The following is a 25,777-nucleotide window of genomic DNA, read 5'->3' as shown; positions in this document are numbered from 1 at the left end:
CCACCCCGCCACGCCAACCGCGCCGAGCCGGGCAGGGACCGGCTCGGAATCACACTCAGAACCAGTCGGATTCGCGGACGGCCTTCATGGCAGCTCGGCGGTCGTCCTTGGAGAGGCGGTCGAGGTAGAGCCGACCGTCGAGGTGGTCGCATTCGTGCTGGAGAGCCTGAGCCATGAGGCCGTCGCCCTCGAGGACGATCTCGTTGCCGTCGAGGTCGATGCCGCGCGCCTTCGCGTGCGGGTAACGGATCGCCGGGTACCAGAGGTTCGGTACCGAGAGGCAGCCCTCGTCGACGGGCTGCGGCTCACCGCTCAGTTCGATGAGCTCGGGGTTCAGGATGTAGCCAACGACTCCGTCGACGTTGTAGCTGAAAGCACGCAGATTGACGCCGATCTGCGGAGCAGCGACGCCGGCCCGACCGGGCGGACGGACGCTGTCCACGAGGTCCTCGACGAGGCCGCGGACACCCTCATCGACCGTTTCGATCGACGCCGACGGCGTCTTCAACACCGGGTCCCCGAAGATGCGAATCTGGCGTTCGGTCATGTAGTTCGCTCCCTCAGGGCCTCCTCCGCGCTCAGGAGGGCGTTCTCGACGACTTCGCTCGCTGCGGGGTGCGGCCAGTATTGGCTGCGGGCGAGTCCGCGGATGCCGATGCCGGCACTGGCCGCCTGGACGAGCGGCTGAATGAGGATACTGGCCTGCGGTCCGATGATGTGCGCGCCGAGGAGCGCGCCGTCGAGGCCGACGACCAGCAGGCACGCGCTCGAGTCGTCTTCGAGTGCCCAGCCGAAGGCCGTCGACGCGTACTCCTGCGTCACAGCCACAATGTCGATCCCCTGCAGGCGGGCCTCGGCCGCGGTGAGCCCGAAGTGCGCGATCTGCGGATGGGCAAAGATCGCGCCGGGAACGGGGACGAGCGTGTTCGAGAGCAGCGCACCCGGGTGCAGTAGGTTGTGCGCGACGAGCCGAGCCTCGTGGTTGGCGACATGCTTGAGCTGCCAGCGGGACGAGACGTCGCCGAGGGCGAAGAGGCCGTGCACCGGGTGCCCGCCGGAGAGAACGCGCTGCTCGGTGTCGACGCTGATCCGTCCGTCCTCGTGCACGTCGATCCCGACGGAGGCGGCGGCGAGCGTGTCGCTGTTCGGGTCGCGCCCGAGCGCCACTAGGAGCAGGTCCGTCTCGACCGTGCTCCCATCGTCGAGGACGACGTACAGGCAGTCGTCGCGGGCGTCGATGCTCTCGACAGTGACTCCTGTGCGGACCGTGTAGCGCTCGGCGGCCATCGCGGTGAAGCGGCGGGCGACATCCTCGTCGAGGGCGCGGAGGAGCCGGTCGCCGCGGACGGCGACGGTCACCGAGGTGCCGAAGGAGGAGAAGACGTGGGCGAACTCGACGGCGACCGCGCCGCCGCCGAGGATCAGCATCCGCTCGGGCAGCTCCTCGAGGCGCATGACCGATGAGGAGTCATGGATGCGTGGGTCGGGCTCATATGCCGCCAGGAGCGGCCCCGGGCGCGAGCCGGCGGCGATCACGACCTGCGGGGCGCTAATGCGGGCGCCGCTCGCGCTGACTAGCATGTGCGGGCCTGTGCCGTCGCCGAGGGATTCGAAGCCGAAGCTTTCGCGCAGGACGGTCACATTCGGCGAGCGCTGATCGCGGTACTCGAAGCCGCCCTCGCTGATCGCGTCGATGCGTCCGAAAATCCGGTCACGGACCTCCGCCCACTCGGGCCGCGCGAGGCGGGAGTGAACGCCGATTCGGTCGCCCTGGTCGACATCCGCGAGCACATCGGCGACGTGCACGAACATCTTCGTCGGGATGCATCCGGCGTTAAGGCATGTTCCGCCGAACCACTGCCCGTCATCGAGAATCGCGACCCGGAGGCCGTCGAATTCCGGCCCGACGATCGCGTTGCCCGAGCCCGCTCCGATGACGATCAGGTCGAAGGCTCGAACGGACTGCTCCTGCCCGGAGGCCTCAGACACGCCGAACCGGTATGCCCTCGACGACGTGCGCTGCGAGCAGCCGCGCCGCCTCCTTTGTACCCTGGCGCAGCTGCTCCCACTTCACGATGGAACCGGCGGCGAGCACCGGGTCGTAGGGAATCCGCACGATCTCACGCACCCGGGACCGGAAGTGCGACTCGATCTCTTCAAGCTTGACCAGACTCGTCCCCGGGGTAGCGGTGTTCAGCGCGACCACCGCGTTGCGGACCAGAGCGCCGTGGCCGTTCGCGTCCAGCCAGGTCAGGGTCTCGGACGCGAGTCGCGCCTCATCGACGCTGCCGCCCGAGACGATCACCACGGTATCCGCGCGCTGGAGGGTGGGCCGCATCACCGAGTGGACGATCCCAGTCCCGCAGTCGGTCAACATGATCGAGTAAAACTGCTCGACGAGATCCGCGACCACGTTGTAGTCGTTCTCGTCGAACGCTTCCGAGAGCTGGGGGTCGGTGTCGGAGGCGAGGACGTCGAGTCGCGTCTCATCCCGCGAGACCATGGTCGAGAACTCGGTAAAACCCGTCACTCCGGAGGCGCGGTTCACGACGTCGCGGACGGTCGCCCGCGTCTGCTTGGGCACCCGCTCGGCGAGCGTGCCGCGGTCCGGGTTGGCGTCGACCGCGATGATCCGGTCTTCCCGCGAGTCGGCGAGGGCCATGCCCAGGAGTGTGGTGACCGTGGTCTTGCCCACGCCGCCCTTGCGCGTCATCACGGGCACAAAGCGCGTGCCGCCCTCGAATTGACGGCCGATGCGGACGTCCATCGCCTTCCAGGCTCGAACGCTCGCGGAGTCGCCGAGGTTGACGGTGCGGAAGGTGAGGCCGTAGAGGAAGCGGTTCCAGCCACCCGTGGGCGCTGGACGCGTCTTGCGGTTCACTTCGAGGAGGCGGTCGGGCGTCAGCATCGACGCCGACTCGGGAGTGACGCCACCCTGAGCGCCCGGAGTCGTCGGTGCCCCCGATCCGGAGGATTCCGCACGGAGGCGGTCGCGTCGGGTGGGGACGGACAGCCCGGAGGTCTCGTCGGCCTGCGACTGCTCCTGGTTCACGGGAGTCCCTGCAGAAACGGGACCGCCGGGGACAGGCCGAGCGGGATCCGGTGCGGGCTCAGGCGGCGGGAGAGCGTGCGAACGCGTCGTCGGAAGACCGAGGCGGCCCACGTCGATCGCGTTCTCGTCCTCGACCGGTGCGGGGGCGGTCGATCGCCGGCGGGGGCCGGGCGAGGACGACCGCACGCCATCCGGAAGGAGGGTCGGCGCAGTATCGCTCGCGCGAGGCGCGTACTGCTCGAACTCCCGCGCCGCGTCCAGAGCGGTCCGAGGCGTCGGGCCGGTGTCGGGCTGTTCGTCGTTGCGCTCATCCATGCGAACGAGCCTCCTTCCGCTTGCGGTCAGTGTACCGGCGGGCCGGGATGGTGCGGGGTGGCTTGGATCGGCGCTGCCGCGGCTGCTAATGGGGGCGCCTGCGCGACACGCACGCGCGGCGTGTGCGGCGGACGGTTAGGTTCTGCCGCCCGGGGGACCGTAAAGTAGTCAGCCATGCATGTACTCAGCGTGAGCTCCCTTAAGGGCGGCGTCGGCAAGACCACGGTGACCCTCGGCCTTGCATCCGCGGCGTTCTCGAAGGGCCTGCGAACGCTGGTCGTCGACCTCGATCCCCAGTCCGACGTGTCGACCGGGATGGACATCAACGTCGCCGGGCACCTGAACATCGCGGATGTCCTGACGTCGCCGAAGGAGAAGATCGTCCGCTCGGCGATCGCCCCGTCCGGTTGGACGAAAGAGCACCACGGCACGATCGACGTGCTGATCGGCAGCCCGTCCGCGATCAACTTCGACGGGCCCCACCCCAGCATCCGCGACATCTGGAAGCTCGAGGAAGCGCTCGCTAGCGTCGAGGCCGACTATGACCTCGTCCTGATCGACTGCGCACCGTCTCTCAATGCGCTCACCCGCACGGCGTGGGCAGCGAGCGATCGCGTCGCCGTCGTCACCGAACCCGGCCTCTTCTCGGTGGCCGCCGCCGACCGCGCCCTGCGCGCGATCGAAGAGATTCGCCGCGGCCTCAGCCCGCGCCTCCAGCCTCTCGGCATCATCGTGAACCGCGCTCGCGTGCAGTCACTCGAGCACCAGTTCCGGATCAAGGAGCTGCGCGACATGTTCGGTCCCCTGGTGCTGAGCCCGCAGCTTCCCGAGCGCACGTCGCTCCAGCAGGCTCAGGGCGCAGCGAAGCCGGTCCACGTGTGGCCCGGCGAGAGCGCTCAGGAGATGGCGCACAACTTCGATCTGCTGCTCGACCGCGTGATCCGCACCGGCCGCATCGGCGAGCAGGTTCCGGCCGCGAAGTAGGTCCGGGGCGCCGAGCGGCGCGCCGTATGGATCGCCGTCGTTAGCCGACGCGGCGGGAGGCGCGGCGCTGGGCCAACTCGTCTGTCGGGTCGACAGACTGGTGGTCGAGTTCGACGAGGCTGGACTCGACCTCGCGAAGGACCTTGCCGACGGCGATGCCGAAGACGCCCTGCCCGCGACTGAGGAGGTCGATGACCTCGTCGTTGGACGTGCACAGGTAGACGCTTGCGCCATCGCTCATCAGCGTGGTCTGGGCGAGATCATCTACACCCGACTCGCGGAGCTGGTTGACCGCGGTGCGGATCTGCTGGAGCGAGATGCCGGTGTCGAGCAGGCGCTTGACCAGCTTGAGCACGAGGATGTCCCGAAAGCCGTAGAGGCGTTGGGTGCCGGACCCGGACGCCCCACGGACAGTCGGCTCGACAAGTTCGGTACGCGCCCAGTAATCGAGCTGGCGGTACGTGATTCCTGCGGCGCGAGCGGCGACGGCGCCACGGTAGCCCGCATCCGCGTCGAGATCGGGGAGCCCGTCGGTGAAAAGGAGGAGGTCGCGCTGGCCGCTGACGTCGCGGCTGACTTCTCTCATCCCTGTGCCTCTCGGATCCGGACGCCGGATCCTCCGAACGCGCTCCCTACCGTACTCACCGCGGCAGGCCGAGTAAACGACATCGGCCTTCCGGCGGCGGCGTGTCGTCCGCGGTCAGCGCCCCACTCGCCGTGGCTCATGATCGTCCGATCCGCGACAGGGCACTGCGTACCATCGCTCCACGGATGGTGCCCAGCTGGGCCGCGAGCCCCATCGCATTCTCGGCCGCGCCCGCTGTTCCTGAGGCCTCACCGCGCCGAGAACTCGAGGCGACGACGCTCTCGATCAGCGACATCTCGCGCTCGACGGCGACGCGCAAGGGCCGCAGGTGCCGCGGCTCGACGCCCGAGCGGCCGAGCTCGACGAGAGCCTTCAGCGTCGTGACCGCCTCGTCGCCAAAAACGTCGCCGCCCCGGACGAGGCCCGCGGCTATCGCCTCCTGGATGAGAGCGGCGCTCGCGCCGGACTCGCTCGAGAGCCCCTCGCGGCTGAGCCGAGTGGCCGGGCCGAGCAGGGCGGCTCCCCCACCGCCGACACCGGCGGGCAGGGTGGGCTCGCGACCAGCGTCGATGTCGTCGAGGTACCCGCGGATGACCTTCAACGGGAGGTAGTGATCGCGCTGGAGCGCGAGTATCATCCGGAGCCGTTCCACGTCGGAGGCGGAAAACTTGCGGTAGCCGGATTCGGTGCGGGCGGGCGAGACAAGACCCTGCTCCTCCAGGAAGCGAAGCTTCGAGGGAGTGACGTCAGGAAATTCGGGGGTGAGCCTGGCCAGCACCTGCCCGATGCTCAGAAGAGCGGCGGAGCCGGTGGAGAGGGCGCGCGCGGACGAGCGGCCCACGGCTCACGCGTCCGGAGCGGCGACGAGGTCGGCGCGGGACGCGTAGAAGGTGAGACGGAACTTGCCGACCTGCACCTCGGAGCCGTCGGTGAGGAGCGCGGACTCGATCCGGATTCCGTCGAAGTAGGTGCCGTTGAGCGAGCCCAGATCGTGCACCTCGAACGAGGTGCCCCGGCGGACGAACTCGGCGTGACGACGCGAGACCGTGACGTCATCAAGGAAGATGCCCGCCTCGGGGTGTCGGCCGACCGTGGTCGAGTCGGTGTCGAGAAGGAAGCGGGCACCCGTGTTGGGGCCGCGGCGCACAACGAGCAGCGCCGAACCGGAGGGGAGGGCGCCGACGGCCTCGGCCTCCTCGCGGGAGGCGCGGTTATCGAGAGCGGCGAGCTGGGCACCGATGTCGTCGGTGAACGTCAGCGTCGTCTCCGTCGACGGCTCGTCGGGAACGGACTTGTGCTGGGCGGATGATGCTCCACCGACTGGCTCGACCAAGAGGTACCTCCTACCGGCCCAGCGTATCCGAATCGTGACCCTCGCCGGACCCCTGATCCCTTGTGCGCACCTGCAGGACGAGTCCGCGCGTCTGCACGGCGTACACGATCCCCGCCCACCAATAGAGGAACGCACCCCACAGCGCGAACGCCCAGGCGAGAGGGAGCGAGGCGGGTGCGAGAGCGGGGAACGCCTGCCCGAGCATGATCAGCGGGAGGGCGTAGAAGAGGCAGAAAGTGGCGAATTTCCCCAGGTGGTGCACCGGAAGTGGCCCGTAGCCGTGGTTCGCCAAGATCACGGCGAGGACCACGAGCATCAGGTCGCGAGCCAGCAGCACAGCGACGAGCCACCAGGGCACGAGATCGCGAGTGGCGAGGCCCAGGACGGTCGCGAAGATGTAGAGCCGGTCGGCAGCGGGATCGAGGATCCGGCCGAGGCGCGTCATCTGGTCGAAGCGGCGCGCGATCCATCCGTCGAGGTAATCGGTGAGGCTCGAGACGACGAGGGTGAGCAGGGCGAGCGCATCCTGGCCGGAGACGACCAGCACGAGAAACACCGGGACGAGCGCCAGGCGCACCATGCTCAGGACGTTGGGGACCGTCCAGATCCGGTCCTCCCCCGTGCGCATCATGCGCCCCAGCCTAGGCCGGGCGTTCGGCGGCGCGGTCAGCGCTTGTCGCGCCAGACGCGTTCGAACGGAAGCCGCCAGGCGTGCGGGGCGATCAGCTGGTGGATCGCATTCGGGCCCCACGAGCCGGGGGCGTAGAGGCGGACGGGCGGCGGGTCCTGCAGAAGGGGCGCCGAGACTTCCCAGAGGCGCTCGATGCCCTCGGCCGTGGTGAACAGCGTGTGGTCGCCGCGCATCGCGTCGAGAATGAGGCGCTCGTAGGCTTCCAGCGCGTCGCCGGCTCGGTCGGTCTCCTGCAGCGCGAACTGCATGCTCAGCTTGTCCAGCCGCATGCCGGGACCGGGCCGCTTGCCGTAGAAGGACAGCGAGACCTTCGAGGCGTCGGCGAGATCGAAGGTGAGGTGGTCCGGCCCGTGGGCGCCGACTCCGGAGCCCTGCGGGAACATGCTTTTCGGCGGCTCGCGGAAGGCGATCGAGATGATGCGCTGCCCCTCGGCCATCCGCTTGCCGGTGCGGAGGTAGAACGGCACGCCCGCCCAGCGCCAGTTGTCGATCTCGCACTTCAACGCCACGAAGGTATCGGTCTCGGAGTCGGCGGCGACGCCCGGTTCGTCGCGGTAGCCGATGTACTGGCCGCGCACGACATTCTCGGGATTGAGCGGACGCATCGAGCGGAAGACCTTGTTCTTCTCCTCGCTAATTGCCTGCGGCTCCAGGGCCGTCGGCGGCTCCATCGCCATAAAGGCGAGAACCTGGAAGAGGTGGGTGACGACCATGTCCTTGTAGGCGCCGGTCGACTCGTAGAACTCGGCGCGGCGGTCGAGGGTGAGCTTCTCCGGGATGTCGATTTGAACGTGGTCGATGAAGTTGCGGTTCCAGATCGGCTCGAAGAGCCCATTGGCAAAGCGGAACGCGAGGATGTTCTGCGCCGGCTCCTTGCCCAGGAAGTGGTCGATCCGAAAGATCTGCTCCTCGCTGAAGGTCTCGTGCAGCTCGGCGTTGAGCACCACGGCACTGTCGAGATCGACGCCGAAAGGCTTCTCCATGATGATGCGGGAGCGCTCGACCAGACCCGCCTCGGCGAGCATCCGCACGACCGAGAGCGCGGCCTTGGGCGGGACGCTGAGGTAGTGCAGGCGGCTGACGTCGGGTCCGAGTGCCGCCTCGGCGGCGGTGACTGCCTCGGCCAGCGCGGCGGGACCGGCCGACTGAGGGACGTAGCGCAGCTTCGAGGCGAACTCGTCCCACTGGGCGGTCGTGAGCGAGCGGCTGCCGAACTCGTCGTAGGCGAGCTTTGCGAAGGCGCGGAAGGAATCATCGTCGTGCTCCTCCAGTGAGGTGCCGACGATCTGCAAGTCGGGAGCAAGCGAGGACAGAGCGAGGTGGGCCATCCCCGGAATGAGTTTGCGCCGAGCCAGGTCGCCGACCGCGCCGAAGAGAACGACGACGTGGGGCGCCGCTTGCTCGGTCTGAACAGCGGAGGCGGGAGATGCGAGTGTCACGGTCACCCCTTGATCATTCCAGTTTCGATCGTGAGAGAGGTTCGATCATGAGGGTGGATTCACGCGCGTGATCGGCCCCGCCGCTAAGGTCTGTCCCGTGCCTCCGTACTCCGACGCGTCAGACGCGACCGCAGCACCTGCCTCCTCGTCCCTCTCCTCCGCCGACGGGACGACCTCTCCCCCGCTGGATGAGCGGATCCGTGGCGACGTCCACCTGCTGGGCGAGCTGCTGGGCCAGGTCTTGCGCGAATCGGGGGAGCCGGCGCTCTACGAGGACGTCGAACGCCTGCGCGCGCTCACCATCAGCGCCTACGACAGCGGCGCCGCCGCCACGATGGCAGAGGCGGAGGAGTTCGTCGCCTCGCTCTCGCTCGAGCGCGCCGAAGAGGTGGCTCGGGCGTTCACCTGCTACTTCCACCTCGTGAACGTGGCCGAGGAGTTCCACCGGGTACGCGTGCTGCGCCGCCGCGAAGCCGACGCGGGCGCCCAATCGCCGGAGGACTCGATCCTCGCGTCGATGCGCCGTCTCACCGGGGAACTCGGCGAAGAGGAGGCGTTCGACCGCCTCTCGCGCCTGGAGTTCCGACCCGTCCTCACGGCGCACCCGACGGAAGCCCGCCGCCGTGCGGTCGCGTCGACCATCCGGCGCATCAGCGATCTGCTCGAGCAGCGCGACGACCCGCGGATGGGCGGGGTCGTGCTGGTCGAGATCCGCCGCCGCCTCCTGGCCGAGGTGGACACCCTCTGGCGCACGGCGCCGCTGCGGGAGTCGAAGCCGAGTCCGCTGGACGAGGTGCGGACCGCGATGAGCGTCTTCGACGAGTCGCTGTTCTCTGTGCTGCCCCGCGTCTACCGCCGCCTCGACGACGCCCTACTCGGCGAAGGCTCAGGCATGCGCTCGCCAGTCGCTCCTGCCTTCGTGCGCCTCGGCACCTGGATCGGCGGCGACCGCGACGGCAATCCGTTCGTCACCGCCGAGACGACCCTGCAAGCCGTCGACATTGCCTCCGAACACGTGCTGATCGGACTCGAGCGGGTCGCCCGCCGCGTCGGCCGCGCGCTGACGCTCGACGGCTCGACGACTCCCCCGTCGGCCGCCGTCGACGCTCTCTGGGCATCGTGCACCGAGCGAGCCCCCGAGCTCGCCGCAGTGATCGCGGAGCGCTCGCCGAACGAGACGCACCGCCGAGTGCTCTTGTTCGCCGCAGACCGCCTCGCCGCGACGCGCTCCGAGGGGCCGCTCGCCTACTCCGACGCCGCCGAACTGCTGGGTGAGCTGCGCACGCTGCAGGAGTCGCTGGTCGCTGCAGGCGACGTCCGTGCCGCCTACGGCGACCTGCAAGACTTCGTCTGGCAGCTCGAGACCTTCGGCTTCCACCTCGCCGAGATCGAGGTGCGCCAGCATTCGAAGGTGCACCGCGAGACCATCGCGGCGGTGCGTGCGGGCGGCGAGCTCGACGAGCGCAGCCTCGAGGTGCTCGCGGTCTTCCGCGCGATCGCCACGGTCCAAAAGCGCTTCGGCACGGAGGCGGCTCGCCGCTACATCGTGTCGTTCACTCAGTCGGCCGACGACCTGCGCACGGTCTTCGAGCTCGCGGAGGCGGCGACCGACGGGACTCCCCCGATCATCGACGCAGTCCCGCTGTTCGAGACGTTCGCGGATTTGGACGCGTCGACCGACATCCTCGCCGAGATGATCCGCATCCCGCAGGTCCGCGAGCGTCTGGCCGAGACCGGCAACCGCCTCGAGGTGATGCTCGGCTACTCGGACTCGTCGAAAGATGTTGGACCGGTGTCGGCGACGCTGGCGCTCTACGACGCCCAGGCGCGCATTGCGAAGTGGGCCGCCAGCGAGGGGATCGTGCTCACACTGTTCCACGGCCGCGGCGGTGCGCTTGGTCGCGGTGGCGGTCCAGCGAACCGCGCGGTCCTCGCGCAGCCGCCGGGTTCGGTCGACGGCCGGTTCAAGCTCACGGAGCAGGGCGAGGTCATCTTCGCCCGCTACGGCAACCCCGACATCGCGACCCGACACATCGAGCAGGTCGCGGGAGCGACGCTTCTCGCCTCCTCCCCCGCGGTCGGCGAGCGCAATGCCGCAGCCGCTGACCGCTTCGCCGAGGTCGCCGCGACGATGGACCGCGAATCCCGTCGCCGGTTCTTCGAGCTGGTCAAGGCCGACGGCTTCGCCCCGTGGTTTGCCCGGGTGACCCCGCAGGAGGAGGTGGGGCTGCTCGCACTCGGCTCGCGCCCGGCCCGCCGCGGTCTCTCGGTCGAGTCGCTGGAGGACCTCCGGGCGATTCCGTGGGTCTTCGCGTGGACGCAGGCACGCGTCAACCTGACCGGGTGGTTCGGCCTGGGCAGCGCCCTTGAGGCGGTCGGGGACCTGGAGTTGCTCCAGGCGGCCTACGCCTCCTGGCCGCTCTTCACGACGATGATCGACAACGTCGAAATGTCGCTCGCGAAAACCGACGAGGGGATCGCTCGCCGCTACCTCGCGCTCGACTCCCGCGACGATCTCGCCGGCCTCGTGCTCGGCGAAATGGAGTTGACCCGCCGCTGGGTGCTCTCGATCACGGGAGAGGAGAGTCTGCTCACCGGGCATCGGGTGCTCGGCCGGGCGGTGCGGCTGCGCACGCCCTACGTGAACGCCCTCTCGCTCCTTCAGCTGCGTGCCCTGCGTGCCCTGCGGACCGACCCGGGCGGTTCGGGCACCGAGCAGAACCAGCGCCTGCTCCTGCTGGCCGTCAACGGCGTGGCGGCGGGCCTGCAGAACACGGGCTGATCTCGAACGACGCCGTTGCGGGATCAGACCTGCGAGGCGGCGCTCGCCTCCTGGGCTGCCTTCGCCTCCTCGTACTGACGACGCACCTCGACCATGTCGAGGCCGCGGACCTGCTCGATCAGGTTGTCGAGGGCGGGGGCCGGCAAGGCGCCCGGCTGGGCCATCAGGGGGATGCCGTCGCGGTAGACGACGAGCGTCGGAATGGACGAGATGCCGTAGCTCGCGGCGAGCTGCTGCTGGTCCTCCGTATCGACCTTGGCGAAGGTGATGTCAGCGTTCTTCTCGCTCGTCGCCTCGAAGACGGGCGCGAACTGCTTGCACGGGCCGCACCAGTCGGCCCAGAAGTCGATGAAAACGATGCCGTCGGCGATCGTCTGGTCATGGGAGTCGAGGGTCATCGGCGTCGTGGTCATGGGGGATGCAACCGGGGTGCCCGACGGCCTATTCCCGGGCCGCGTCGAGCAGATCGAGGACGGATCGTGGTCCCGTCGCGGTCGCCCCGAGCGCCTCGATGCGGGTGACGAGTCCGCGGTCGGCGGTCACGACGACGACGGCATCGAAGCCTGCGACGAGGTCGACGATCGCATCGTCGCCGGAGCCCTCGGCGGAGTCCACGAGAAGGCGTCCGGAGGGTGCCGCCTCGACGGCCGCGGTCGAATCGGCGGCGCGGGCAGCGCCCTCGAGGACGACCACGACGCGCGGCCAGACCGTCTCGGCGTCGATCCCGAGCAGCGCGCCCGGGACCCCGGTGGCCGCCAGCCGCGCGAGGGCAAGGAGGAGGCGCTGCGCGGCCCCAGCGCGATCGCGCCACCACCCGTCGGGCCGCGACCCGACGACATTCGCCGCGTCGATCACGAGCACGGGCAACGGCGCGGCCAGCGAGCGCAGGCCCGGCCAGGCTTCGGCGAATCCGGGATGCAAAGGGAGGGCGTCGATGTCCTCAGGAGCGACCCAGCGCAGTTCCGTGCTCTCGGCGTCGGTAATGCGCGGGGTGAAGTGCTCGAGAGCGTCGGCGACGACAGTGGAGTAGCTCCAGGGTCCGATCGTGACCACGCTGGAGAGGACGGGGACGATCAGCTCGGCGGGGACGCCCGCCTCCTCCTCCGACTCGCGGAGCGCGGCCTGGAACGCTGACTCTTCCGGATGCCGAGCTCCACCGGGGAGGCCCCAGGTGTCGCCGAAGTGGCTCCAGCTCACGCGGTGCTGGAGGAGGACGCGGTCGGCCGGATCACGCAGCAGCAGGCCCGCGGCGCCGAACCGACCCCAGAAGCGGCGCCCGTCGCCGATCTCGACCCACCCATCCCCGAGGGCGGAGTCGAACGGAGGGCGCGAGGGCACGCAGGCGCCGCCGGTGTCCTCGCTCGTCATGCCCTCCAGCCTCCCACACGGGACCCGCGGCGTCGGACGTGCTGACGGCGACGGACTGACACAATCGGACGATGCGCCGCTCGAGACTGCTCCCCGTCGCGACGTTGGCGTGGCTCGCGGTGATTGCCTCGATCACGCTGACGCCCGCGCCATACCCCTCCGGGGAGCCGAGTGACCTGATCCGCGGGATCATCGCCTTCCTCGGCTCGACTCCGCTGACCCGCTGGTTTGACTTCACCGTGGCGGAGTTCACCGCGAACGTGCTGCTGTTCGTGCCGCTCGGGGCGCTGGTCGCCGCGCAACTGCCTCCGCGCCGCCGCCTGCTCGCCGCGCTCATCGGCCTGGGCGTCTCGGCCGTCATTGAGACGGCGCAGTTGCTCTGGCTGCCGACCCGGGTCGCTGACGTGCAGGACCTCGTGTCCAACGGCAGCGGCTCGCTGCTCGGCGCCCTGCTGACGGTTCTCCTCATCCGCTACCCCCGCCGCCCCCGGAAGGACCGCACCGCCCATGCCCGCTGACACGCTCGTCCTCCTCGACCGCCCCTCCCTCGACGCTGACGCGCACCCGCACCGCAGCGGCGACATCGACGTCACCGATCTCGGCTTCACCCGAGGCGACGGCGTCTTCGAGACGATCAACCTCGTCAACGGCCGTCTCCAGGCGGTGAACGCGCACCTCGACCGCTTCGAGCGATCGGCGCGAATGCTAGAGCTTCCCCGCCCGGACCGCGCGGCCTGGCTGAGCGCGATCGCGACCGCTGTCGCCCAACATCCGCCTGTCGCCGAGGCGATGGTGAAGACGATCCTGACCCGCGGTGTAGAGGGCGACGGACGACCGACCGGCGTGGTCTTCGTGCAGACCAGCCCCGACTTCGGTCCCGCACGACGCGACGGCGTTCGGGTGGTGCTCCTGGACCGCGGACTGCGATCGGACGTGCAGCAGACGTCACCCTGGCTGCTCGCGGGAGCGAAGACGCTCTCCTACGCAGTCAACCGCGCGGCAACACGGGAGGCAGCGCGGCGAGGAGCGGACGACGCGGTCTTCGTCTCAAGCGACGGCTACCTACTCGAAGGACCGACCTCCACCCTCGTGCTACTGACGGACGAGGAACTGGTAACACCTCCACCAAGCCTCGGGCTGCTGCCAGGCACCACGCAGAGCGACCTGTTCGAGTTGGCGCCCAGCCTGGGTCTACGAACCGCCGTACGACCCCTCCGCGCACCAGACCTCGACGCAGCGAACGCGGCCTGGCTTGTCTCAAGCGCCCGCAACGCAGCACCCATCCGCGCAGTCAACGGAGTAGATCGCCCTGTCGACCGAGACCTCTCGACCCGCATCAACACCGCCCTCCTCGCCCGCTGACCCCCCTCCGGCCCGCTGACCCCCTCCGCGAGATGGCACTTTGTGTACGCGACACGCCGGGTGAGCCGCATGCGCACCCGATCGCCACCAAGGTGATCCCGTCAGACCAAGCTGTGAACCGCACCGAATTCACGATCGAGGCCGCCAAATCCCGCGAGCAAGACGTGCGTCGCGCGCGGCAAATTCAACAGCTCGGCCACCTCGAAGTCATCGAACTCCCCGACGGGTCGCAGGACACGACCTGACAGCGTGGCGCTCACGCAATGCCCATAGCCGTGCCAGCCGGCGCCGATGAAGCTCCTGACGACCCCCACCTCGCCCTCCTCGGCAAAAACCGCCGCACCACAACCCGCGGGGCGGCATCGTGGCCAGACGGGAAAAAGCTTTTCCTGTATGTGTTGACGAGATGCGGCAATGGCGCGGTGAGACCGGGACTGATCATCAAGCCCACGCCCTGCATTCCGGCGCGGACAAACGACTCCTCCGACGTAGACGCCGCCACCAGAGAACGAATTCCCTCGATACCGCGCGGTCTAGGGCGCGTCGTAACGTGCGCGAATTCCCAGTACTTATTGCTTATGGAAACGTCCTCGGAGCTCAGCAACCGACGAACTGCGTCAACGGTTACCCAGAAACGGTCACGACTCTCGCTCATCGGGATCTGAAATGCTGCGTATTCGTAGGGAAGAAAGCCGCGTGCGAATCCCAGCTCTAAGCGACCGTCGCTCAAGGCGTCGAGCATGCCCGCGTGCGATGCGATCTGAATCGGGTGATGGAAGACCGGGAGTATGCCTCCCGTCATGAGTCTGATGTCCTGAGTCTCGACCGCTACGGCTGAGAGGAACATCATCGGTGACGGGCAATGGCCACCATAGTCCCCGAGATAGTGCTCTGTCATTTTGACGTAGTCGTATCCGAGCGTTTCTGCCTGAACGCTGAGTCGAATGAGGTCGCGGAAGTACTGGACCGGCGACCGTAGGCCAGGATCGACGTCCGGCAGGAACGAGACTCCGAATTTCATGGCCTTGCGTCGTACATTATTCACGAGCCGCGGTTGCTTCACTCGGCGTTCCCACCCTCACGTAGTTCTTCGGGTACGGACTTCTTCAGATGGCGTATGTGCAGGTACTGACAGACGCCAGCTACCCCGACGATTAGAATGCCGACCACCGGACGGATGACCACCACTTCGTCGACCGGCAAAGTCACAGCCAGGACTACACCGGCCACTGCCTCGGCGAGGACCAAGAACCCCCACAGAGCCGTGGACACGATCATGGCGCGTCGGTAAGTCGGTTCGTTGTTCCACATCCACGTAGCAGAAACTCGCTCATTCTTCGCAGCGGCGTCGATGGCCGGGGCGATCAGGCCCTGAATTACGGGTCGTCCTGCGACGGCAGAGACAATCATGAGCACACCGATGCCCGCGGGCACGATGCCGGAGGCGACGAGGACCGACGAGGCATCCCCTGTGACTAATGCGGTGATCACACTGAGCAAGAGGAGAAAACCGACAACGCCGGAACTTGCACTGATCCGCCGGGTGATCGCGAAGACGTACGTCGTGGAGACAAGAGACCAGGCGACTCCCGTCATCAGCGCCACAACCTGACTCGCGCCGAGAGCGCGGGACAAATAATATAGCGCAACCGGGACCGCGACGTTGAGAGCACCCATCACAATTTTCGATTTAGGTGTACTCACGCGCGATCTATCAGACATGTACTGCTCCTGCCTATTACTATAGGTTTACTTTTCCACCGAATCGAGGCCGGGTCATTTGATATCGTCTCGGCGTAAAGGTCGACGGTGTTTATCCACTAGATCGAGGGCCGTCCGGCGCAACGACCTCTCCGCCTCTACTGCAAGCCCTAGTCTGTTGCATGTGGTGTGAATTATCGAGCGGAGGTACGTTCCGTGTATCGACGCGAATCCGGTTTTCAGCACGTCCGTCACCGTCGGGCCAGCCAGACGCGGGTCCACGTGCTCGAAACCGTCTGGACGAGAGTTCCCAATTATCCGGTCCATCATCTTCACAACCGATCCGGGAACGAACTCAGGGCTATTCGACAGAGGAGCGGACGGTCGTATTCTTTCGTCGCCATCCGTGGTTTTATCTAGATTGACTATCTCAGCAAATGCCCTAATGGCTGCGCGATAGCGCTGCACTCCCCCATACCGGGTCTCTTCGCTTTCGAACGGACGCACATGCACTCCGAGGGGCGCGAGCGGCAGAGACTCCAGTTCACCATGCCCTTCACCCTGTCGTGCAGCGCTGAATGTGGCGTCCCGGTATTCCCGATCTGTCAGTACTGTAACACCCTTCCAGGATGAGGTCATACAATCCATATAGCTGGTCGTTACCGACTGCATGATGATTTCCACGTCTTCGCCGCGCAAGGCCCTGAAGCGGATGTGCGGCCCCGATTGCCAGTATCGGAGAAACCACCACGGTCTACCACCGACATCTTGAGCAACGCGGGTGATGACCTCGTCACCGATGCGCGGATCAAAGTTGGGAATCCGCAACTCAAGATTTAACGCGACGTATGATTCATCGGTGTCACTCACTGATCGTGATCCTCGCCCGGGCCGGACGGCCTCCGGTTTATTACCCTTACTTCGCTATCATGAGATCTATGCCGAGCATACGATCCACGGCTTGGGAATAAGCGTTGATCTAGGATTTCGTACTGACCCTGCCGCGCTCTGCTAAGCCTCCATGCGTCTTCTAGCAGGTGGAGCTGCACGTAGACGAAGACGAGGACGTGTAAGCCCAAGTGTCGGAAGCTGAAACTCCAAGTGCACGGTCATCCAGGCCCTTTGCCACGTCTATGACCTCGATATTATCCAGATCGAACTCGATGGCAAAAATTCCCGCGTTGTTCATTTCATCTTCTTTCATGCTTGTAAATGTTGGTGTGCTTGGGCGAGCAGCCTACTCCACGCCAATATTTCCGCAACTGCTTTTTACACGAGGGTTGCCGTAGAGCTTATTCAGGCCACGCGATTCCCAGCTTGGAAATGTTCACTGATCAGGGGTTTAGTAGTGACCCGTCGGGGCCTTGAATAGGCTTCCTATGCTATTAGGCCAGAACATCGCTTCCTCACTAAGGCTTATGCAAAATTAAATTTCTTTGAGACGGCGCAGCTGCTCTGGCTGCCGACCCGGGTCGCCGACGTGCAGGACCTCGTGTCCAACGGCAGCGGCTCGCTGCTCGGCGCCCTGCTGACGGTTCTCCTCGATCGCCCCTCCCTCGACGCTGACGCGCACCCGCACCGCAGCGGCGCCCGCTGACCCCCTCCGCGATGCCACTTGGGTACGCGACACGCCGGGTGACGGTGGCCTCGAGTGGCATCTCGCGGAGGGGCAGTGGGGTCAGGAGAGGGCGTCGGGGGCGGACGGGGCGCGGGTGATGAGGCCGCCGCGCACGTGGGAGACGGTGGGGTCGGGCTGCACGGCGTCGCGCTGATCGGCGGCCTCGTCGTTGATGACGGCGGACACGATGCCGCGCCAGTCCGTGCCCTCGGCCACGGCATCCTCGGAGCCGACGCGGCGCGTGACGAACACAGCCTCCGCCTCCTCGCCCGCGTGGGAGATCACGGCGAGCACACCGACAGCGCGACCAGCAGGGTGCTCGATGCGCCACTCCTCGTGACCCGACGGGACAAGCGAGAACTCGAGGCCCGCATGCGGGAAGGCTGTCGGCCGCAGCTCCGAGGGCGAGCCGCTGTGCGGCGGTGCGCCCCGCGTGGGGACGCCGGTGTCCGCGCCGCTCGTGGTGCTCATCCCGACGTCGCCGCGCGTGCCACCGGCACCGGAGCTGTCGTTCGCGGCGACCATGCGGCTGTCGTCACTACGAAGGGCGTCGTCGCCTCGTGCGTCGTCGGACCCGGAGTAGATGCTGTCGTCTCGGTTCATGTCGATCCTTCTGTCGGCGGCCTCTGGCGGGCCGCGGGGTGGATGGTGGGCCGTGGAGAAGGGAGCGGGCCGTTTCGTAGACTGGCGGGATGCAGATCCCGGTGACCGGTTCGGTGCGAGTGGACGCCTGGCTGTGGGCGGTCCGCGTGTACAAGACCCGCTCCGCCGCCACGACCGCCGCGCGGGCCGGCCATATCCGCGTGAACGGGGAGCGGGCGAAGGCGGCGCAGACGGTGCGTGTCGGCGATGAGGTGCGAGCCCGAATCGGTGGCTTCGACCGAGAACTCGTCGTGCGCGGGCTGGTGGTCAAGCGGGTCGGCGCCCCGGTCGCCGCCGAGTGCGTGGAGGACCGCACGCCTCCGCCTCCGCCGCGGGAGTCGGCTCCCGCTGTGATCGTGCGCGACCGCGGCGCCGGACGGCCGACGAAGCGCGACCGCCGCGACATCGAGCGCCTCCGCGGCTTCTGATCGGGAAGCGCCCGCCTCAGTCAGGGGGCGAGGGAGCGCAGGCGCTCGAGCAGCCCCTCTGCCGCCTCGTCGAGGAAGCGCTGTTGCAGCTCGTCGCCGACCTGAACCAGCGCGATGTCGGTGAAGCCCGCCTCGATGTAGGGCACGACGCTCTCGGCAAGCTCGTCGAGGTCCGGTCCGCAGGCGATCTGCTCGGCGACGTCTTCCGGGCGCACGAACTGGCTCGCGCCCGCGAAACCGGCGGGCGTCGGCAGGTCGGAGTTGACCGCCCAGCCGCCCGCGAACCAGCGGAACTGCTCGTGGGCGAGCGTCACCCCCTGCTCCTTGCTGGGCGCCCAGCAGACCGGGATCTGCCCGATGGTGCGCGACGGAGCGGCGTCGGCTCCGCGAACCGCAGTCCACTGCGAGATGAGCTCGGGGTCGGGCTCGGTGGTGATGAAGTGGTCGGCGATCGGGGCAAAGCGCTCGATCGACTTCGTCCCGGAGACGGCCAGACCGATCTCGACGGGCTTGTCCGGGAGGTCCCAGATCCGCGCTGAGTCGACACGGAAGTAGTCGCCCTCCCAGGTGACCAACTCGCCGGTGTGCAGCTCGCGGATGAGGTGCACCGCCTCCTCCAGCATGTCCTGCCGGACGGCGACCGAGGGCCACCCCTCGCCGACGACGTGCTCGTTCAGGTTCTCCCCTGAGCCCAGGCCCAGGGTGAAGCGGTCGTCCGAGAGGATCGCCAGGGTCGCCGCCTTCTGCGCGACGACCGCGGGGTGGTAGCGGATGGTGGGAGCAGTGACGTAGGTCGTCAGGTCGATGGTCGACGTCGCCTGGGCGACCGCGCCGAGGAGAGTCCACGCGTAGGAGGCGTGCCCCTGCTCGGTCAGCCAGGGCGAGTAGTGGTCGCTCGAGACCGCGAACTCGAAGCCGAGCCTTTCAGCGTCGACCGCGTAGCCAACCAGCTGCTTGGGTCCGCTCTGCTCGGTCATCAGGGTGTAGCCGAATCGCACCATCGTCCGTCCTCGTTCCGCTCGTCGTGGGATGCCCGCGGGCATACTCCATGCTGGGGCGGCGGGGCGGAGGTGCGCTAACCCCTTGCCCCGGCGGCAACCGGCGGCTAGCTCCGGCTCAGACGAAGCGGATGCGGTTCTGGACCCGGGTGCGGACCTCGAACGCCTCGCCGTAGCCTCCCAGCCGGGGATCGTCGGTTCCGGAACGCAGCAGTTGCGGCAGCAGCGAGCGGCGGATGACGACGGCGCCCTGGTGCCGGCCGCGCTCCACCTGTTCGAACGGCTGCTCCAGCGCATCATCAGGGACCACGACGACGCTCGCGGAGAAGCGCACGCCGAGATCGCGCCCGAGCCGCCGCGCGGCCTTGGCCAGCGACGAGATCGGCTTCTCGTCGTCGGCGATGCTCGGCCCCTCCAGCTCGCCCTTGCGGAGGCGGACCGGGTCGCCCCAGTCAGCCGAGGTGATCGCGAGCAGACCGGAGGGGCCGAGCACGAGGTGGTCGATCTTGAGGCCGCCATCGCCCACCGCGACGTCGTTCCAGATCGTGTAGGCGATGCCGAGGGCGCCGACCAGGGCGGCGGTCGCCTCCTCGGCCTGCGCCTTCGCGAGCCAGGAACGGACCTCGCGAGGGGCGGAGCGGACGATGGCTGGGTCGAATGGATCATCGACAGCGGCGCCGCGGCCCAGCCACTCGCGGACGAGGCGCAGGTAATACTCGCGTGCCGCGCCTCCGGGATGGCCGTACGAGCGGGCTCGCACGGCCGACGCGCTGTGCGGGCGCGGCGAGCCGGTGTACGGCGTCTGAGGAGAGGAGGCGCCGGGCGCCGGGGCGCCGCGGTCGTAGTCGCCGCGCGCCGACATGCTGCCGATGCGCTCCCAGGCGACCTGCACCGCGTGGAAGGCGGCGGCGTCACCGCCCGTGTCGGGATGCGTCTCGCGGAGCAGGCGGCGGTAGGCCCGCTTGAGCTCGTCGTCGGACGCGGTGGCGGCGACGCCCAGCACCTCGTAGGGGGTGCGGGCGGCGTGGCTGTCTGGCATGTGCTTCCGAAGGGTCGGGCGGCGGGATCACCGGGTGTTCGAGTGTATCGACGCCGCCCGGGCACCCGACGGGAGCGCTCACCGGGCCGCCCGATCAGCTCCCGGCGAGGATCTCCCGCACGCGCGGGATGACCTGCGTGCCGTAGAGCTCGATGGTGCGCATGATTGCCGAGTGGGGAAGGGTGCCCGCGCTGTACTTCAGGTCGAACCGGTCGATGCCGAGCGCCGAGACCGTCCCTGCGATCTTGCGGGCGACTGTCTCGGGCGAGCCGAGGTGGATGGCGCCCTCGGGGCCCGACTCCTCATCGAAGCGCTCCCGGGTCATCGGTGACCAGCCGCGCTCTCGGCCGATCGCGTCCATCATCGCCCTGTGGTGCGGGTAGTAGAGCTCACGCGCCTCCTCGTCGGTGTCGGCGACGAAGCCGGGCGAGTGTACGGCGACGGGGAGCCGGGGCTGCTCGAGCTGGTCGAGCGCTCGCCCGAAGAGCTCGACGTAGGGACGGAAGCGAGCGGGTGAGCCGCCGATGATCGCGAGCACCAGCGGGAAGCCGTAGCGCGCGGCACGGACGACAGACTCGGGGCTGCCGCCGACGCCGATCCACGTGCGCAGCTTTCCGTTTTCCAGCGCTGGGTAGACGCTCTGCTCGGTCAGCGCGGGGCGGGTGGTGCCCTGCCAGGTGACCGGGCCGCCCTGCACCAGAGCGTGGAAGAGGTCAAGCTTGTCCTCGAAGAGGAGTTCGTACTGCGAGAGGTCGTAGCCAAACAGCGGGAACGATTCGGTGAAGGAGCCGCGGCCGAGGATGACCTCGGCGCGCCCGCCGGAGATCCCGTCGAGGGTGGCGAAGCGCTGGTAGACGCGCACCGGGTCGTCGGAGGACAGAACGGTCACGGCGGAGCCGAGGTGGATGCGCTCGGTGCGCGCGGCGATGGCTGCGAGCACGACGTCGGGAGCGCTGACCGCGAAGTCGGCACGGTGGTGCTCCCCGATGCCGAAGAAGTCGATGCCGACGGCGTCCGCCAGGACCCCCTCCTCGACCACATCGCGCAGCACCTGGCCGTGGGGCAGCGGCACGCCATCCGGGCCGGCAGTGACGTCGCCGAAGGTGTCGACTCCGAACGTAACTTCATGCATACTCATGGACTTCTGCAACCGCCGAGTGACGACGGCTATTCCTCGGGGTCGGGAGCGACGATTCCCGCGGCTCTCGCAGGCTCGCGGTAGGCGCGGCCGAGCGAGGCAACCGTGTCGTGCGCGTTCAGCCCGCTCGGGTTCGGCAGCACCCAGAGCGGCACTCCCGCGAGATCCTCCGCTTGGCGGCCCTGCTTCGCTGTGCGGCGGCCGAAGGCGGCGCGGTACGCGGTGATCCCGACGAGCGCGACGGCGGCCGGTCGCACGCGCTCCACGGTGGTGACGAGGCGCTCGGCCCCCGCGCGCAGCTCCTCGCGGGTCAGCTCGTCGGCCCGCGCGGTCGCCCGCGCGGCGAGGTTCGTGATGCCGATCCCTCTCGAGAGCAGAGCTTCTCGATCGGCGTCGCTCATCCCCTCCGACACACGGAGAGGCCGGTCGAGGATGCCTGCGGCGACGAGCGCCGGGTAGAAGCGATTGCCGGGATGCGCGAAGTGCGCGCCGGTGGCAGCGGTCCACAGGCCGGGGTTGATTCCGACGAAGAGGAGGCGAACCTCGTCGCCGAGCAGATCCTCGACGGTGCGGCCTTGGAACGAGGCGAGCTCGGCGCGGGTGAACGGCATGCCCTCATCCTGGCGTGCAGGTCCCCGTATCCCGCGCAAGTCCTCTCCCCCACCGGCCGCCGGTGCCAGCATGGGCGCATGACGAACGCATCCCAGGACCACCCCATCCAGCACGGCAGCAACGACGCGCCTCTGGACGAGAAACTGCGCGGCGTCCTGCTCCAGGTCGCTGGCGACGCCGAGCTGAGGCCGGACGAAGACGTCGAGGCGCTGCTGCGCCAGCGGCTCCGCGACACCCAGATCGCGATCTCGGAGGAGAGCATCCCCGGCCTCGCGAAGCGGATCCCCGGCCTGATGCAGCGCGGCGGCGGCGATCTCACCCCCGGGGCACACTGACTACTCTGGAACCGACGGGCCCATCCGGTGGTGGTCGAACACCAGGCTCGTGCGCGTCGAGGCCACAGCGGGGTGCGCCGACAGGTTCGAGACCACGAAGTCGCGCACATCGTTCGAGTCGCGGACGGCAACGTGGATGATGAAGTCCTCGGAGCCGCCCAGAAAGAACAACTGCACCACCTCGGGAAGCGCCCGGATCTCCTCCGCGAACCGCGTGATCGCCTGGCGCTGCCCCACGCGGATGTTGACACTGATCAGCGCCTGCAGCGTGAGTCCGAGTGCGGCCGGGTCGAGTTCTGCTGTGAAGCCGGTGATGATCCCCCGCTCACGCAGCCCGCGCACACGGGCGACGCAGGTCGACGGAGCGATGCCCGCGCGCTCGGCGAGGCGGCTGTTGGGAGTGCGCGCGTCCGCCCTGAGCAGGCGCACCAGCGTCCGGTCGACGGGATCGAGGTCATCGAGGTCGTGCAGATCCTTCGGCCGCATACGCCGGCTCCTCTTCCTCGCCGCTCGTCCTGCGGGAGAACCACAGTTCGCTGAATGATCCTGCGGAATGTGTCCCGCTCTGGGCACGATCTTCGCACGATAGGGGCAGCGTCGGCGCAGGATCGGCGTCCCCGCCCGCCTCAGGGCCACAGCGAAGGAGCCCTCGTGCGCGTCGGAATCCCCACCGAGATCAAGAACAACGAGAACCGGGTCGCCGCGACCCCGGCCGGTGTTCACGAATTCGTCCGCCGCGGACACGAGGTGCTCGTGCAGGCGGGAGCAGGCCTGGGCTCGCGCGTCTCGGACGAGGACTTCGCCGCCGCCGGAGCGCGGATCGTGACCAGCGCGGACGAGGTCTGGGCCGAGGCGGAACTGGTGCTCAAGGTCAAGGAGCCCGTTGAGGCGGAGTATCCGCGGATGCGGCGCGGGCAGATGCTGTTCACGTACCTGCACCTCGCGGCCTCGCGGCCGTGCACGGAGGCACTGCTCGCGGCCGGGACCACCGCCATCGCCTACGAGACAGTGCAACTGGCCGACCGTCGGCTCCCGCTCCTCTCGCCAATGAGCGAGGTCGCCGGACGCCTGTCGATCACGGTGGGCGCGTACCACCTGATGAGCGCGGTCGGCGGACGCGGCACCCTCCTGGGCGGCGTCCCCGGCACTCCCAAGGCGAAGGTCGTCGTGATCGGCGGCGGCGTGGCCGGCGAGCACGCTGCGGCGAACGCCCTCGGGATGGGCGCGGATGTCACGATCGTCGACCTCTCGCTCCCCCGCCTCGCGCAGCTCGAGAACCGCTTTCAGGGAGCGATCCAGACGCGCGCCTCGTCGGCCTACGAGATTGCGGCGCAACTCGCTGACGCCGACCTCGTCATCGGCTCGGTGCTGATCCCCGGCGCGAAAGCCCCCAAGCTCGTGACCGACGAGATGGTTGCTTCGATGAAGGCCGGCTCGGTGCTGGTCGACATCGCGATTGACCAGGGCGGCTGCTTCGAGGGCTCTCGCCCCACCACGCATGACGACCCGATCTTCGCGGTGCACGACAGCGTGTACTACTGCGTCGCCAACATGCCGGGCGCGGTCCCGGAGACCTCGACCCGGGCGCTAACGAACGCGACCCTGCCCTATGCGATCGCACTGGCCGACCGCGGCTGGCAGGCGGCGCTCGCCGCTGACCCCGCGCTCGCCCGCGGACTGAGCACGCACGATGGTCGGCTCGTCGCTCCCACGGTTGCGGCAGCCTTCGACCTGCCCGCGACACCCGTGGAGTCGCTGCTGGACTAGCCTGCGGCCGGCGAGAGGCCGAGCCGGTCGAGGATCTCGGCGACCTCCTCCTCCGGCGATCGACCGACGTCGACCGTGACGTGCGCCTCGTCCTCCCCGAGGGGCTCGAGAGCGCCGAACTGCGAGTCGAGGAGCGTCGTCGGCATGAAGTGGCCGACGCGGGCAGCGAGGCGTCCCGAGATGCGGTCGCGCGAGCCGGCGAGGTGCGCGAAGACGAGGTCGTCCCGGCGTAGCACGTCGCGATAGCGCCGCCGCAGGGCCGAACAGGTCACGACCACCGGCCGGCCCGCGCGGATCCGCTCGTCGACGACGCGCGCAATCTCGGCGAGCCACGGCGCACGGTCCTCATCTGAGAGCGGGATGCCGGCGCGCATCTTCTCGACATTCGCGGCCGGATGCAGACCGTCCCCCTCGAGGAACTCCCAGCCCAGCCGCTCGGCGAGCAGCGCCGCAACCGTCGACTTGCCGCTGCCGGAGACACCCATCACGACGACGGCGCGGACGGGCACAGGGGCGCGGACGGACACAGTGGGCAGAGCGGGCATCAGATACCTCCTACGACGAGACCGATCACGAGGACGTCGGCGAGCCCGGTCACCGAGACCAGGCCCTCCCTGACTGTCCAGGTCTTCAGAGTCTGGCCGATGCTGAGCCCGAGGTGCTCCTTCACCAGCCGGTCCGAGGCGGGTGACACGCTCTCGAAGCACTCGTGCACCGCCGATCAGGCCGCCAATCTCGCCGCCGAGACGGCGATGCGCGCCAGCCTCGTGGAGGCGGACCGGGCGGTCCAGGGGACATGAGGGAGACGATGACACCGCCGCAGGGGGTTCGGCTCGCGGAAACGGCTACGCAGCCGGGGTTGCAGGTGCGCGATCACGCGCGCACAGTGGACGCATGGTCGAGGGATACACCTCAGCGCAGGTCCGGGCCGCCGAAGCCCCGCACCTGGCCCGACGCGAACCGCTGATGCAGCGTGCAGCGAATGGGCTCGCCCGCGAACTCCGACTCGTCCTCGCCAACCGACACGACCGCTCGCGCCCCGCCCTCGTGCTCGTCCTGGTCGGTCCCGGTAACAACGGAGGGGACGCCCTGTACGCGGCCGCGGAGCTCTCGGCCTCCGGTACCGACGTCGCTCTCGTCCTCGCCGCTGAGCACGCGCACGGACGGGGCCTCGCCATCGCCCTCGACGAGGGCTGCGACCGCGTCGCTCCGGACGACGCGAGCGCCCTCTCGGCCGCCGTCGCGCGGGCCGACGTGCTCGTTGATGGGATTCTCGGCATCGGCACCACCGAGGCGGCCCTGCGCGGACGTCCGCGCGAGGTGGTCACGGCGGTCCTTGCGGCGCTCGAGCAGCGCACGGAGCGACCCGTCGTCGTCGCGGTCGACTTGCCGAGTGGCATCCATCCCGACGACGGCTCGGTGCCCGATCCGACCGTCCTGCGCGCCGACGTGACGGTGACCTTCGGCGCGATCAAGGCGGGCCTGCTCGTGCCGCCTGGCGACTCCTACGCCGGCCGGCTGCGCCTCGTTGACCTCGGCCTCGGACCCGACCTCGCCGATGTGGAGCCCGCTGTCCGGAGGTGAGCG

At 68.6% G+C, this 25,777-nt stretch carries 31 protein-coding genes; 9 read left to right on the top strand and 22 right to left on the bottom strand.

Translation table 11 applies throughout. From position 1 onward, the window contains the following. Positions 1 to 55: 55 nt before the first annotated feature. From def to HRF29_RS00385, 3 genes are read right to left on the bottom strand one after another with little or no spacing between them, the layout of a single operon-like run. Complete coding sequence (def, locus tag HRF29_RS00395; RefSeq protein ID WP_173243054.1) at positions 56 to 547, bottom strand: peptide deformylase; 492 nt, start codon at positions 545 to 547, stop codon at positions 56 to 58. After that, positions 544 to 1,989: a mycothione reductase gene (locus tag HRF29_RS00390; RefSeq protein WP_173243052.1), complete on the bottom strand. Its 1,446-nt coding sequence runs from the start codon at positions 1,987 to 1,989 to the stop codon at positions 544 to 546. The genes def and HRF29_RS00390 overlap by 4 nt, the downstream gene beginning before the upstream one ends. Continuing rightward, positions 1,982 to 3,367, bottom strand: a complete 1,386-nt coding sequence (locus HRF29_RS00385) for a MinD/ParA family ATP-binding protein (protein WP_173243050.1) — start codon at positions 3,365 to 3,367, stop codon at positions 1,982 to 1,984. The genes HRF29_RS00390 and HRF29_RS00385 overlap by 8 nt, the downstream gene beginning before the upstream one ends. Positions 3,368 to 3,541: 174 nt before the next feature. Between HRF29_RS00385 and HRF29_RS00380 the strand changes: the two genes are divergently transcribed. Then, complete coding sequence (locus HRF29_RS00380; protein ID WP_097166986.1) at positions 3,542 to 4,351, top strand: ParA family protein; 810 nt, start codon at positions 3,542 to 3,544, stop codon at positions 4,349 to 4,351. 40 nt (positions 4,352 to 4,391) lie between these two features. Here the strand turns inward: HRF29_RS00380 and HRF29_RS00375 are convergent, their stop codons facing one another. The 5 genes from HRF29_RS00375 to zwf form a co-directional block, all read right to left on the bottom strand. Further along, complete coding sequence (locus HRF29_RS00375) at positions 4,392 to 4,937, bottom strand: MerR family transcriptional regulator (protein ID WP_173243047.1); 546 nt, start codon at positions 4,935 to 4,937, stop codon at positions 4,392 to 4,394. Positions 4,938 to 5,073: 136 nt separating this feature from the next. Beyond that, a complete protein-coding gene (gene ftsR, locus HRF29_RS00370) occupies positions 5,074 to 5,778 on the bottom strand; it encodes a transcriptional regulator FtsR (protein ID WP_173243045.1) in 705 nt (234 codons plus the stop codon). Positions 5,779 to 5,781: 3 nt separating this feature from the next. After that, positions 5,782 to 6,270 carry an FHA domain-containing protein gene (locus HRF29_RS00365; protein ID WP_425503075.1) on the bottom strand — a complete coding sequence of 163 codons (489 nt, stop codon included), beginning with the start codon at positions 6,268 to 6,270 and terminating at the stop codon, positions 5,782 to 5,784. Between the two features lie 10 nt (positions 6,271 to 6,280). Beyond that, complete coding sequence (locus HRF29_RS00360; RefSeq protein WP_173243042.1) at positions 6,281 to 6,901, bottom strand: CDP-alcohol phosphatidyltransferase family protein; 621 nt, start codon at positions 6,899 to 6,901, stop codon at positions 6,281 to 6,283. A 35-nt stretch (positions 6,902 to 6,936) separates the two neighbouring features. Next, on the bottom strand, positions 6,937 to 8,400 hold the full coding sequence (zwf, locus tag HRF29_RS00355; protein ID WP_343043589.1) for a glucose-6-phosphate dehydrogenase: 1,464 nt from the start codon (positions 8,398 to 8,400) through the stop codon (positions 6,937 to 6,939). A gap of 97 nt (positions 8,401 to 8,497) precedes the next feature. Between zwf and HRF29_RS00350 the strand changes: the two genes are divergently transcribed. After that, positions 8,498 to 11,182 carry a phosphoenolpyruvate carboxylase gene (locus HRF29_RS00350; protein WP_425503074.1) on the top strand — a complete coding sequence of 895 codons (2,685 nt, stop codon included), beginning with the start codon at positions 8,498 to 8,500 and terminating at the stop codon, positions 11,180 to 11,182. Between the two features lie 23 nt (positions 11,183 to 11,205). Here the strand turns inward: HRF29_RS00350 and trxA are convergent, their stop codons facing one another. Next, positions 11,206 to 11,595 carry a thioredoxin gene (trxA, locus tag HRF29_RS00345; protein WP_173243036.1) on the bottom strand — a complete coding sequence of 130 codons (390 nt, stop codon included), beginning with the start codon at positions 11,593 to 11,595 and terminating at the stop codon, positions 11,206 to 11,208. A 28-nt stretch (positions 11,596 to 11,623) separates the two neighbouring features. Next, the gene (locus HRF29_RS00340) at positions 11,624 to 12,550 is read right to left on the bottom strand and encodes an NUDIX hydrolase (protein ID WP_173243033.1); all 927 of its coding nucleotides are present in this window, start codon (positions 12,548 to 12,550) and stop codon (positions 11,624 to 11,626) included. Between the two features lie 71 nt (positions 12,551 to 12,621). Between HRF29_RS00340 and HRF29_RS00335 the strand changes: the two genes are divergently transcribed. From HRF29_RS00335 to HRF29_RS15055, 3 genes are all read left to right on the top strand, one after another. After that, a complete protein-coding gene (locus HRF29_RS00335) occupies positions 12,622 to 13,068 on the top strand; it encodes a VanZ family protein (protein WP_173243030.1) in 447 nt (148 codons plus the stop codon). Further along, the gene (locus HRF29_RS00330) at positions 13,058 to 13,912 is read left to right on the top strand and encodes an aminotransferase class IV (protein ID WP_173243027.1); all 855 of its coding nucleotides are present in this window, start codon (positions 13,058 to 13,060) and stop codon (positions 13,910 to 13,912) included. Before HRF29_RS00335 ends, HRF29_RS00330 begins: the two co-directional genes overlap by 11 nt. Positions 13,913 to 14,025: 113 nt before the next feature. Next, positions 14,026 to 14,157, top strand: coding sequence for a hypothetical protein (locus HRF29_RS15055; protein ID WP_281357238.1), 132 nt, complete (start codon positions 14,026 to 14,028; stop codon positions 14,155 to 14,157). Between the two features lie 11 nt (positions 14,158 to 14,168). On the opposite strand, the gene HRF29_RS00325 is transcribed toward HRF29_RS15055, so the two are convergent. From HRF29_RS00325 to HRF29_RS00305, 5 genes are all read right to left on the bottom strand, one after another. Then, positions 14,169 to 14,933, bottom strand: a complete 765-nt coding sequence (locus HRF29_RS00325) for an LLM class flavin-dependent oxidoreductase (RefSeq protein ID WP_173243024.1) — start codon at positions 14,931 to 14,933, stop codon at positions 14,169 to 14,171. Positions 14,934 to 14,971: 38 nt separating this feature from the next. Further along, on the bottom strand, positions 14,972 to 15,634 hold the full coding sequence (locus HRF29_RS00320; protein ID WP_173243021.1) for a VC0807 family protein: 663 nt from the start codon (positions 15,632 to 15,634) through the stop codon (positions 14,972 to 14,974). A 54-nt stretch (positions 15,635 to 15,688) separates the two neighbouring features. After that, positions 15,689 to 16,483, bottom strand: a complete 795-nt coding sequence (locus tag HRF29_RS00315) for a lantibiotic dehydratase C-terminal domain-containing protein (protein WP_173243019.1) — start codon at positions 16,481 to 16,483, stop codon at positions 15,689 to 15,691. A 160-nt stretch (positions 16,484 to 16,643) separates the two neighbouring features. After that, positions 16,644 to 16,802 carry a thiazolylpeptide-type bacteriocin gene (locus HRF29_RS15425; RefSeq protein WP_425503100.1) on the bottom strand — a complete coding sequence of 53 codons (159 nt, stop codon included), beginning with the start codon at positions 16,800 to 16,802 and terminating at the stop codon, positions 16,644 to 16,646. A 489-nt stretch (positions 16,803 to 17,291) separates the two neighbouring features. Continuing rightward, positions 17,292 to 17,834 (bottom strand): hypothetical protein, encoded by a 543-nt coding sequence (locus HRF29_RS00305; protein ID WP_173243013.1) that lies wholly within the window; start codon positions 17,832 to 17,834, stop codon positions 17,292 to 17,294. Between the two features lie 89 nt (positions 17,835 to 17,923). Between HRF29_RS00305 and HRF29_RS00300 the strand changes: the two genes are divergently transcribed. Next, a complete protein-coding gene (locus HRF29_RS00300; RefSeq protein ID WP_173243010.1) occupies positions 17,924 to 18,301 on the top strand; it encodes an RNA-binding S4 domain-containing protein in 378 nt (125 codons plus the stop codon). A gap of 20 nt (positions 18,302 to 18,321) precedes the next feature. On the opposite strand, the gene HRF29_RS00295 is transcribed toward HRF29_RS00300, so the two are convergent. The 4 genes from HRF29_RS00295 to HRF29_RS00280 all read right to left on the bottom strand — a co-directional run bounded on the left by HRF29_RS00295 (position 18,322) and on the right by HRF29_RS00280 (position 22,087). Beyond that, entirely contained in the window at positions 18,322 to 19,302 is a 981-nt protein-coding gene (locus HRF29_RS00295) for a TIGR03557 family F420-dependent LLM class oxidoreductase (protein WP_173243007.1), read from the bottom strand. Positions 19,303 to 19,417: 115 nt separating this feature from the next. Further along, entirely contained in the window at positions 19,418 to 20,338 is a 921-nt protein-coding gene (locus tag HRF29_RS00290; RefSeq protein WP_173243004.1) for a J domain-containing protein, read from the bottom strand. A 94-nt stretch (positions 20,339 to 20,432) separates the two neighbouring features. Beyond that, positions 20,433 to 21,470 carry an LLM class flavin-dependent oxidoreductase gene (locus HRF29_RS00285; RefSeq protein WP_173243001.1) on the bottom strand — a complete coding sequence of 346 codons (1,038 nt, stop codon included), beginning with the start codon at positions 21,468 to 21,470 and terminating at the stop codon, positions 20,433 to 20,435. 35 nt (positions 21,471 to 21,505) lie between these two features. Beyond that, complete coding sequence (locus tag HRF29_RS00280) at positions 21,506 to 22,087, bottom strand: mismatch-specific DNA-glycosylase (RefSeq protein ID WP_173242998.1); 582 nt, start codon at positions 22,085 to 22,087, stop codon at positions 21,506 to 21,508. Positions 22,088 to 22,165: 78 nt separating this feature from the next. Between HRF29_RS00280 and HRF29_RS00275 the strand changes: the two genes are divergently transcribed. Further along, positions 22,166 to 22,423, top strand: a complete 258-nt coding sequence (locus HRF29_RS00275) for a hypothetical protein (RefSeq protein WP_173242994.1) — start codon at positions 22,166 to 22,168, stop codon at positions 22,421 to 22,423. Here the strand turns inward: HRF29_RS00275 and HRF29_RS00270 are convergent, their stop codons facing one another. Continuing rightward, positions 22,424 to 22,909 carry an Lrp/AsnC family transcriptional regulator gene (locus HRF29_RS00270; protein ID WP_173242992.1) on the bottom strand — a complete coding sequence of 162 codons (486 nt, stop codon included), beginning with the start codon at positions 22,907 to 22,909 and terminating at the stop codon, positions 22,424 to 22,426. Between the two features lie 165 nt (positions 22,910 to 23,074). Here HRF29_RS00270 and ald point away from each other — a divergent pair, with 165 nt between their 5' ends. Then, positions 23,075 to 24,190, top strand: coding sequence for an alanine dehydrogenase (ald, locus tag HRF29_RS00265; RefSeq protein WP_173242990.1), 1,116 nt, complete (start codon positions 23,075 to 23,077; stop codon positions 24,188 to 24,190). On the opposite strand, the gene HRF29_RS00260 is transcribed toward ald, so the two are convergent. Together HRF29_RS00260 and HRF29_RS00255 are read right to left on the bottom strand one after the other, a co-directional pair. After that, positions 24,187 to 24,735 carry a gluconokinase gene (locus tag HRF29_RS00260; protein WP_173242987.1) on the bottom strand — a complete coding sequence of 183 codons (549 nt, stop codon included), beginning with the start codon at positions 24,733 to 24,735 and terminating at the stop codon, positions 24,187 to 24,189. The two genes, ald and HRF29_RS00260, sit on opposite strands and share 4 nt — an antisense overlap. Further along, entirely contained in the window at positions 24,735 to 24,884 is a 150-nt protein-coding gene (locus HRF29_RS00255; protein ID WP_343043588.1) for a GntT/GntP/DsdX family permease, read from the bottom strand. Before HRF29_RS00255 ends, HRF29_RS00260 begins: the two co-directional genes overlap by 1 nt. A 200-nt stretch (positions 24,885 to 25,084) precedes the next feature. Between HRF29_RS00255 and HRF29_RS00250 the strand changes: the two genes are divergently transcribed. Continuing rightward, positions 25,085 to 25,774, top strand: a complete 690-nt coding sequence (locus tag HRF29_RS00250) for an NAD(P)H-hydrate epimerase (protein WP_173242981.1) — start codon at positions 25,085 to 25,087, stop codon at positions 25,772 to 25,774. The last annotated feature ends 3 nt before the right edge of the window (positions 25,775 to 25,777 follow it).

It is taken from the genome of Rathayibacter agropyri (assembly GCF_013249015.1).
In the GTDB taxonomy this organism is placed as follows: Bacteria; Actinomycetota; Actinomycetes; order Actinomycetales; family Microbacteriaceae; genus Rathayibacter; species Rathayibacter agropyri.
The sequence above is the reverse complement of the archived record's forward strand: the minus strand, read 5'-3'. Positions and strand labels throughout refer to the sequence as shown.

Bases quoted from the DNA above. Each gene is read 5' to 3' on its own strand.
- def (WP_173243054.1), bottom strand. From the start codon at position 547: ATGACCGAACGCCAGATTCGCATCTTCGGGGACCCGGTGTTGAAGACG.
- HRF29_RS00385 (WP_173243050.1), bottom strand. From the start codon at position 3,367: ATGGATGAGCGCAACGACGAACAGCCCGACACCGGCCCGACGCCTCGG.
- HRF29_RS00380 (WP_097166986.1), top strand. From the start codon at position 3,542: ATGCATGTACTCAGCGTGAGCTCCCTTAAGGGCGGCGTCGGCAAGACC.
- HRF29_RS00375 (WP_173243047.1), bottom strand. From the start codon at position 4,937: ATGAGAGAAGTCAGCCGCGACGTCAGCGGCCAGCGCGACCTCCTCCTT.
- HRF29_RS00360 (WP_173243042.1), bottom strand. From the start codon at position 6,901: ATGATGCGCACGGGGGAGGACCGGATCTGGACGGTCCCCAACGTCCTG.
- trxA (WP_173243036.1), bottom strand. From the start codon at position 11,595: ATGACCACGACGCCGATGACCCTCGACTCCCATGACCAGACGATCGCC.
- HRF29_RS00340 (WP_173243033.1), bottom strand. From the start codon at position 12,550: ATGACGAGCGAGGACACCGGCGGCGCCTGCGTGCCCTCGCGCCCTCCG.
- HRF29_RS00335 (WP_173243030.1), top strand. From the start codon at position 12,622: ATGCGCCGCTCGAGACTGCTCCCCGTCGCGACGTTGGCGTGGCTCGCG.
- HRF29_RS00330 (WP_173243027.1), top strand. From the start codon at position 13,058: ATGCCCGCTGACACGCTCGTCCTCCTCGACCGCCCCTCCCTCGACGCT.
- HRF29_RS00325 (WP_173243024.1), bottom strand. From the start codon at position 14,933: ATGAAATTCGGAGTCTCGTTCCTGCCGGACGTCGATCCTGGCCTACGG.
- HRF29_RS00320 (WP_173243021.1), bottom strand. From the start codon at position 15,634: ATGTCTGATAGATCGCGCGTGAGTACACCTAAATCGAAAATTGTGATG.
- HRF29_RS15425 (WP_425503100.1), bottom strand. From the start codon at position 16,802: ATGAACAACGCGGGAATTTTTGCCATCGAGTTCGATCTGGATAATATC.
- HRF29_RS00305 (WP_173243013.1), bottom strand. From the start codon at position 17,834: ATGAACCGAGACGACAGCATCTACTCCGGGTCCGACGACGCACGAGGC.
- HRF29_RS00300 (WP_173243010.1), top strand. From the start codon at position 17,924: ATGCAGATCCCGGTGACCGGTTCGGTGCGAGTGGACGCCTGGCTGTGG.
- HRF29_RS00295 (WP_173243007.1), bottom strand. From the start codon at position 19,302: ATGGTGCGATTCGGCTACACCCTGATGACCGAGCAGAGCGGACCCAAG.
- HRF29_RS00290 (WP_173243004.1), bottom strand. From the start codon at position 20,338: ATGCCAGACAGCCACGCCGCCCGCACCCCCTACGAGGTGCTGGGCGTC.
- HRF29_RS00285 (WP_173243001.1), bottom strand. From the start codon at position 21,470: ATGCATGAAGTTACGTTCGGAGTCGACACCTTCGGCGACGTCACTGCC.
- HRF29_RS00280 (WP_173242998.1), bottom strand. From the start codon at position 22,087: ATGCCGTTCACCCGCGCCGAGCTCGCCTCGTTCCAAGGCCGCACCGTC.
- HRF29_RS00275 (WP_173242994.1), top strand. From the start codon at position 22,166: ATGACGAACGCATCCCAGGACCACCCCATCCAGCACGGCAGCAACGAC.
- HRF29_RS00270 (WP_173242992.1), bottom strand. From the start codon at position 22,909: ATGCGGCCGAAGGATCTGCACGACCTCGATGACCTCGATCCCGTCGAC.
- HRF29_RS00260 (WP_173242987.1), bottom strand. From the start codon at position 24,735: ATGCCCGCTCTGCCCACTGTGTCCGTCCGCGCCCCTGTGCCCGTCCGC.
- HRF29_RS00250 (WP_173242981.1), top strand. From the start codon at position 25,085: ATGGTCGAGGGATACACCTCAGCGCAGGTCCGGGCCGCCGAAGCCCCG.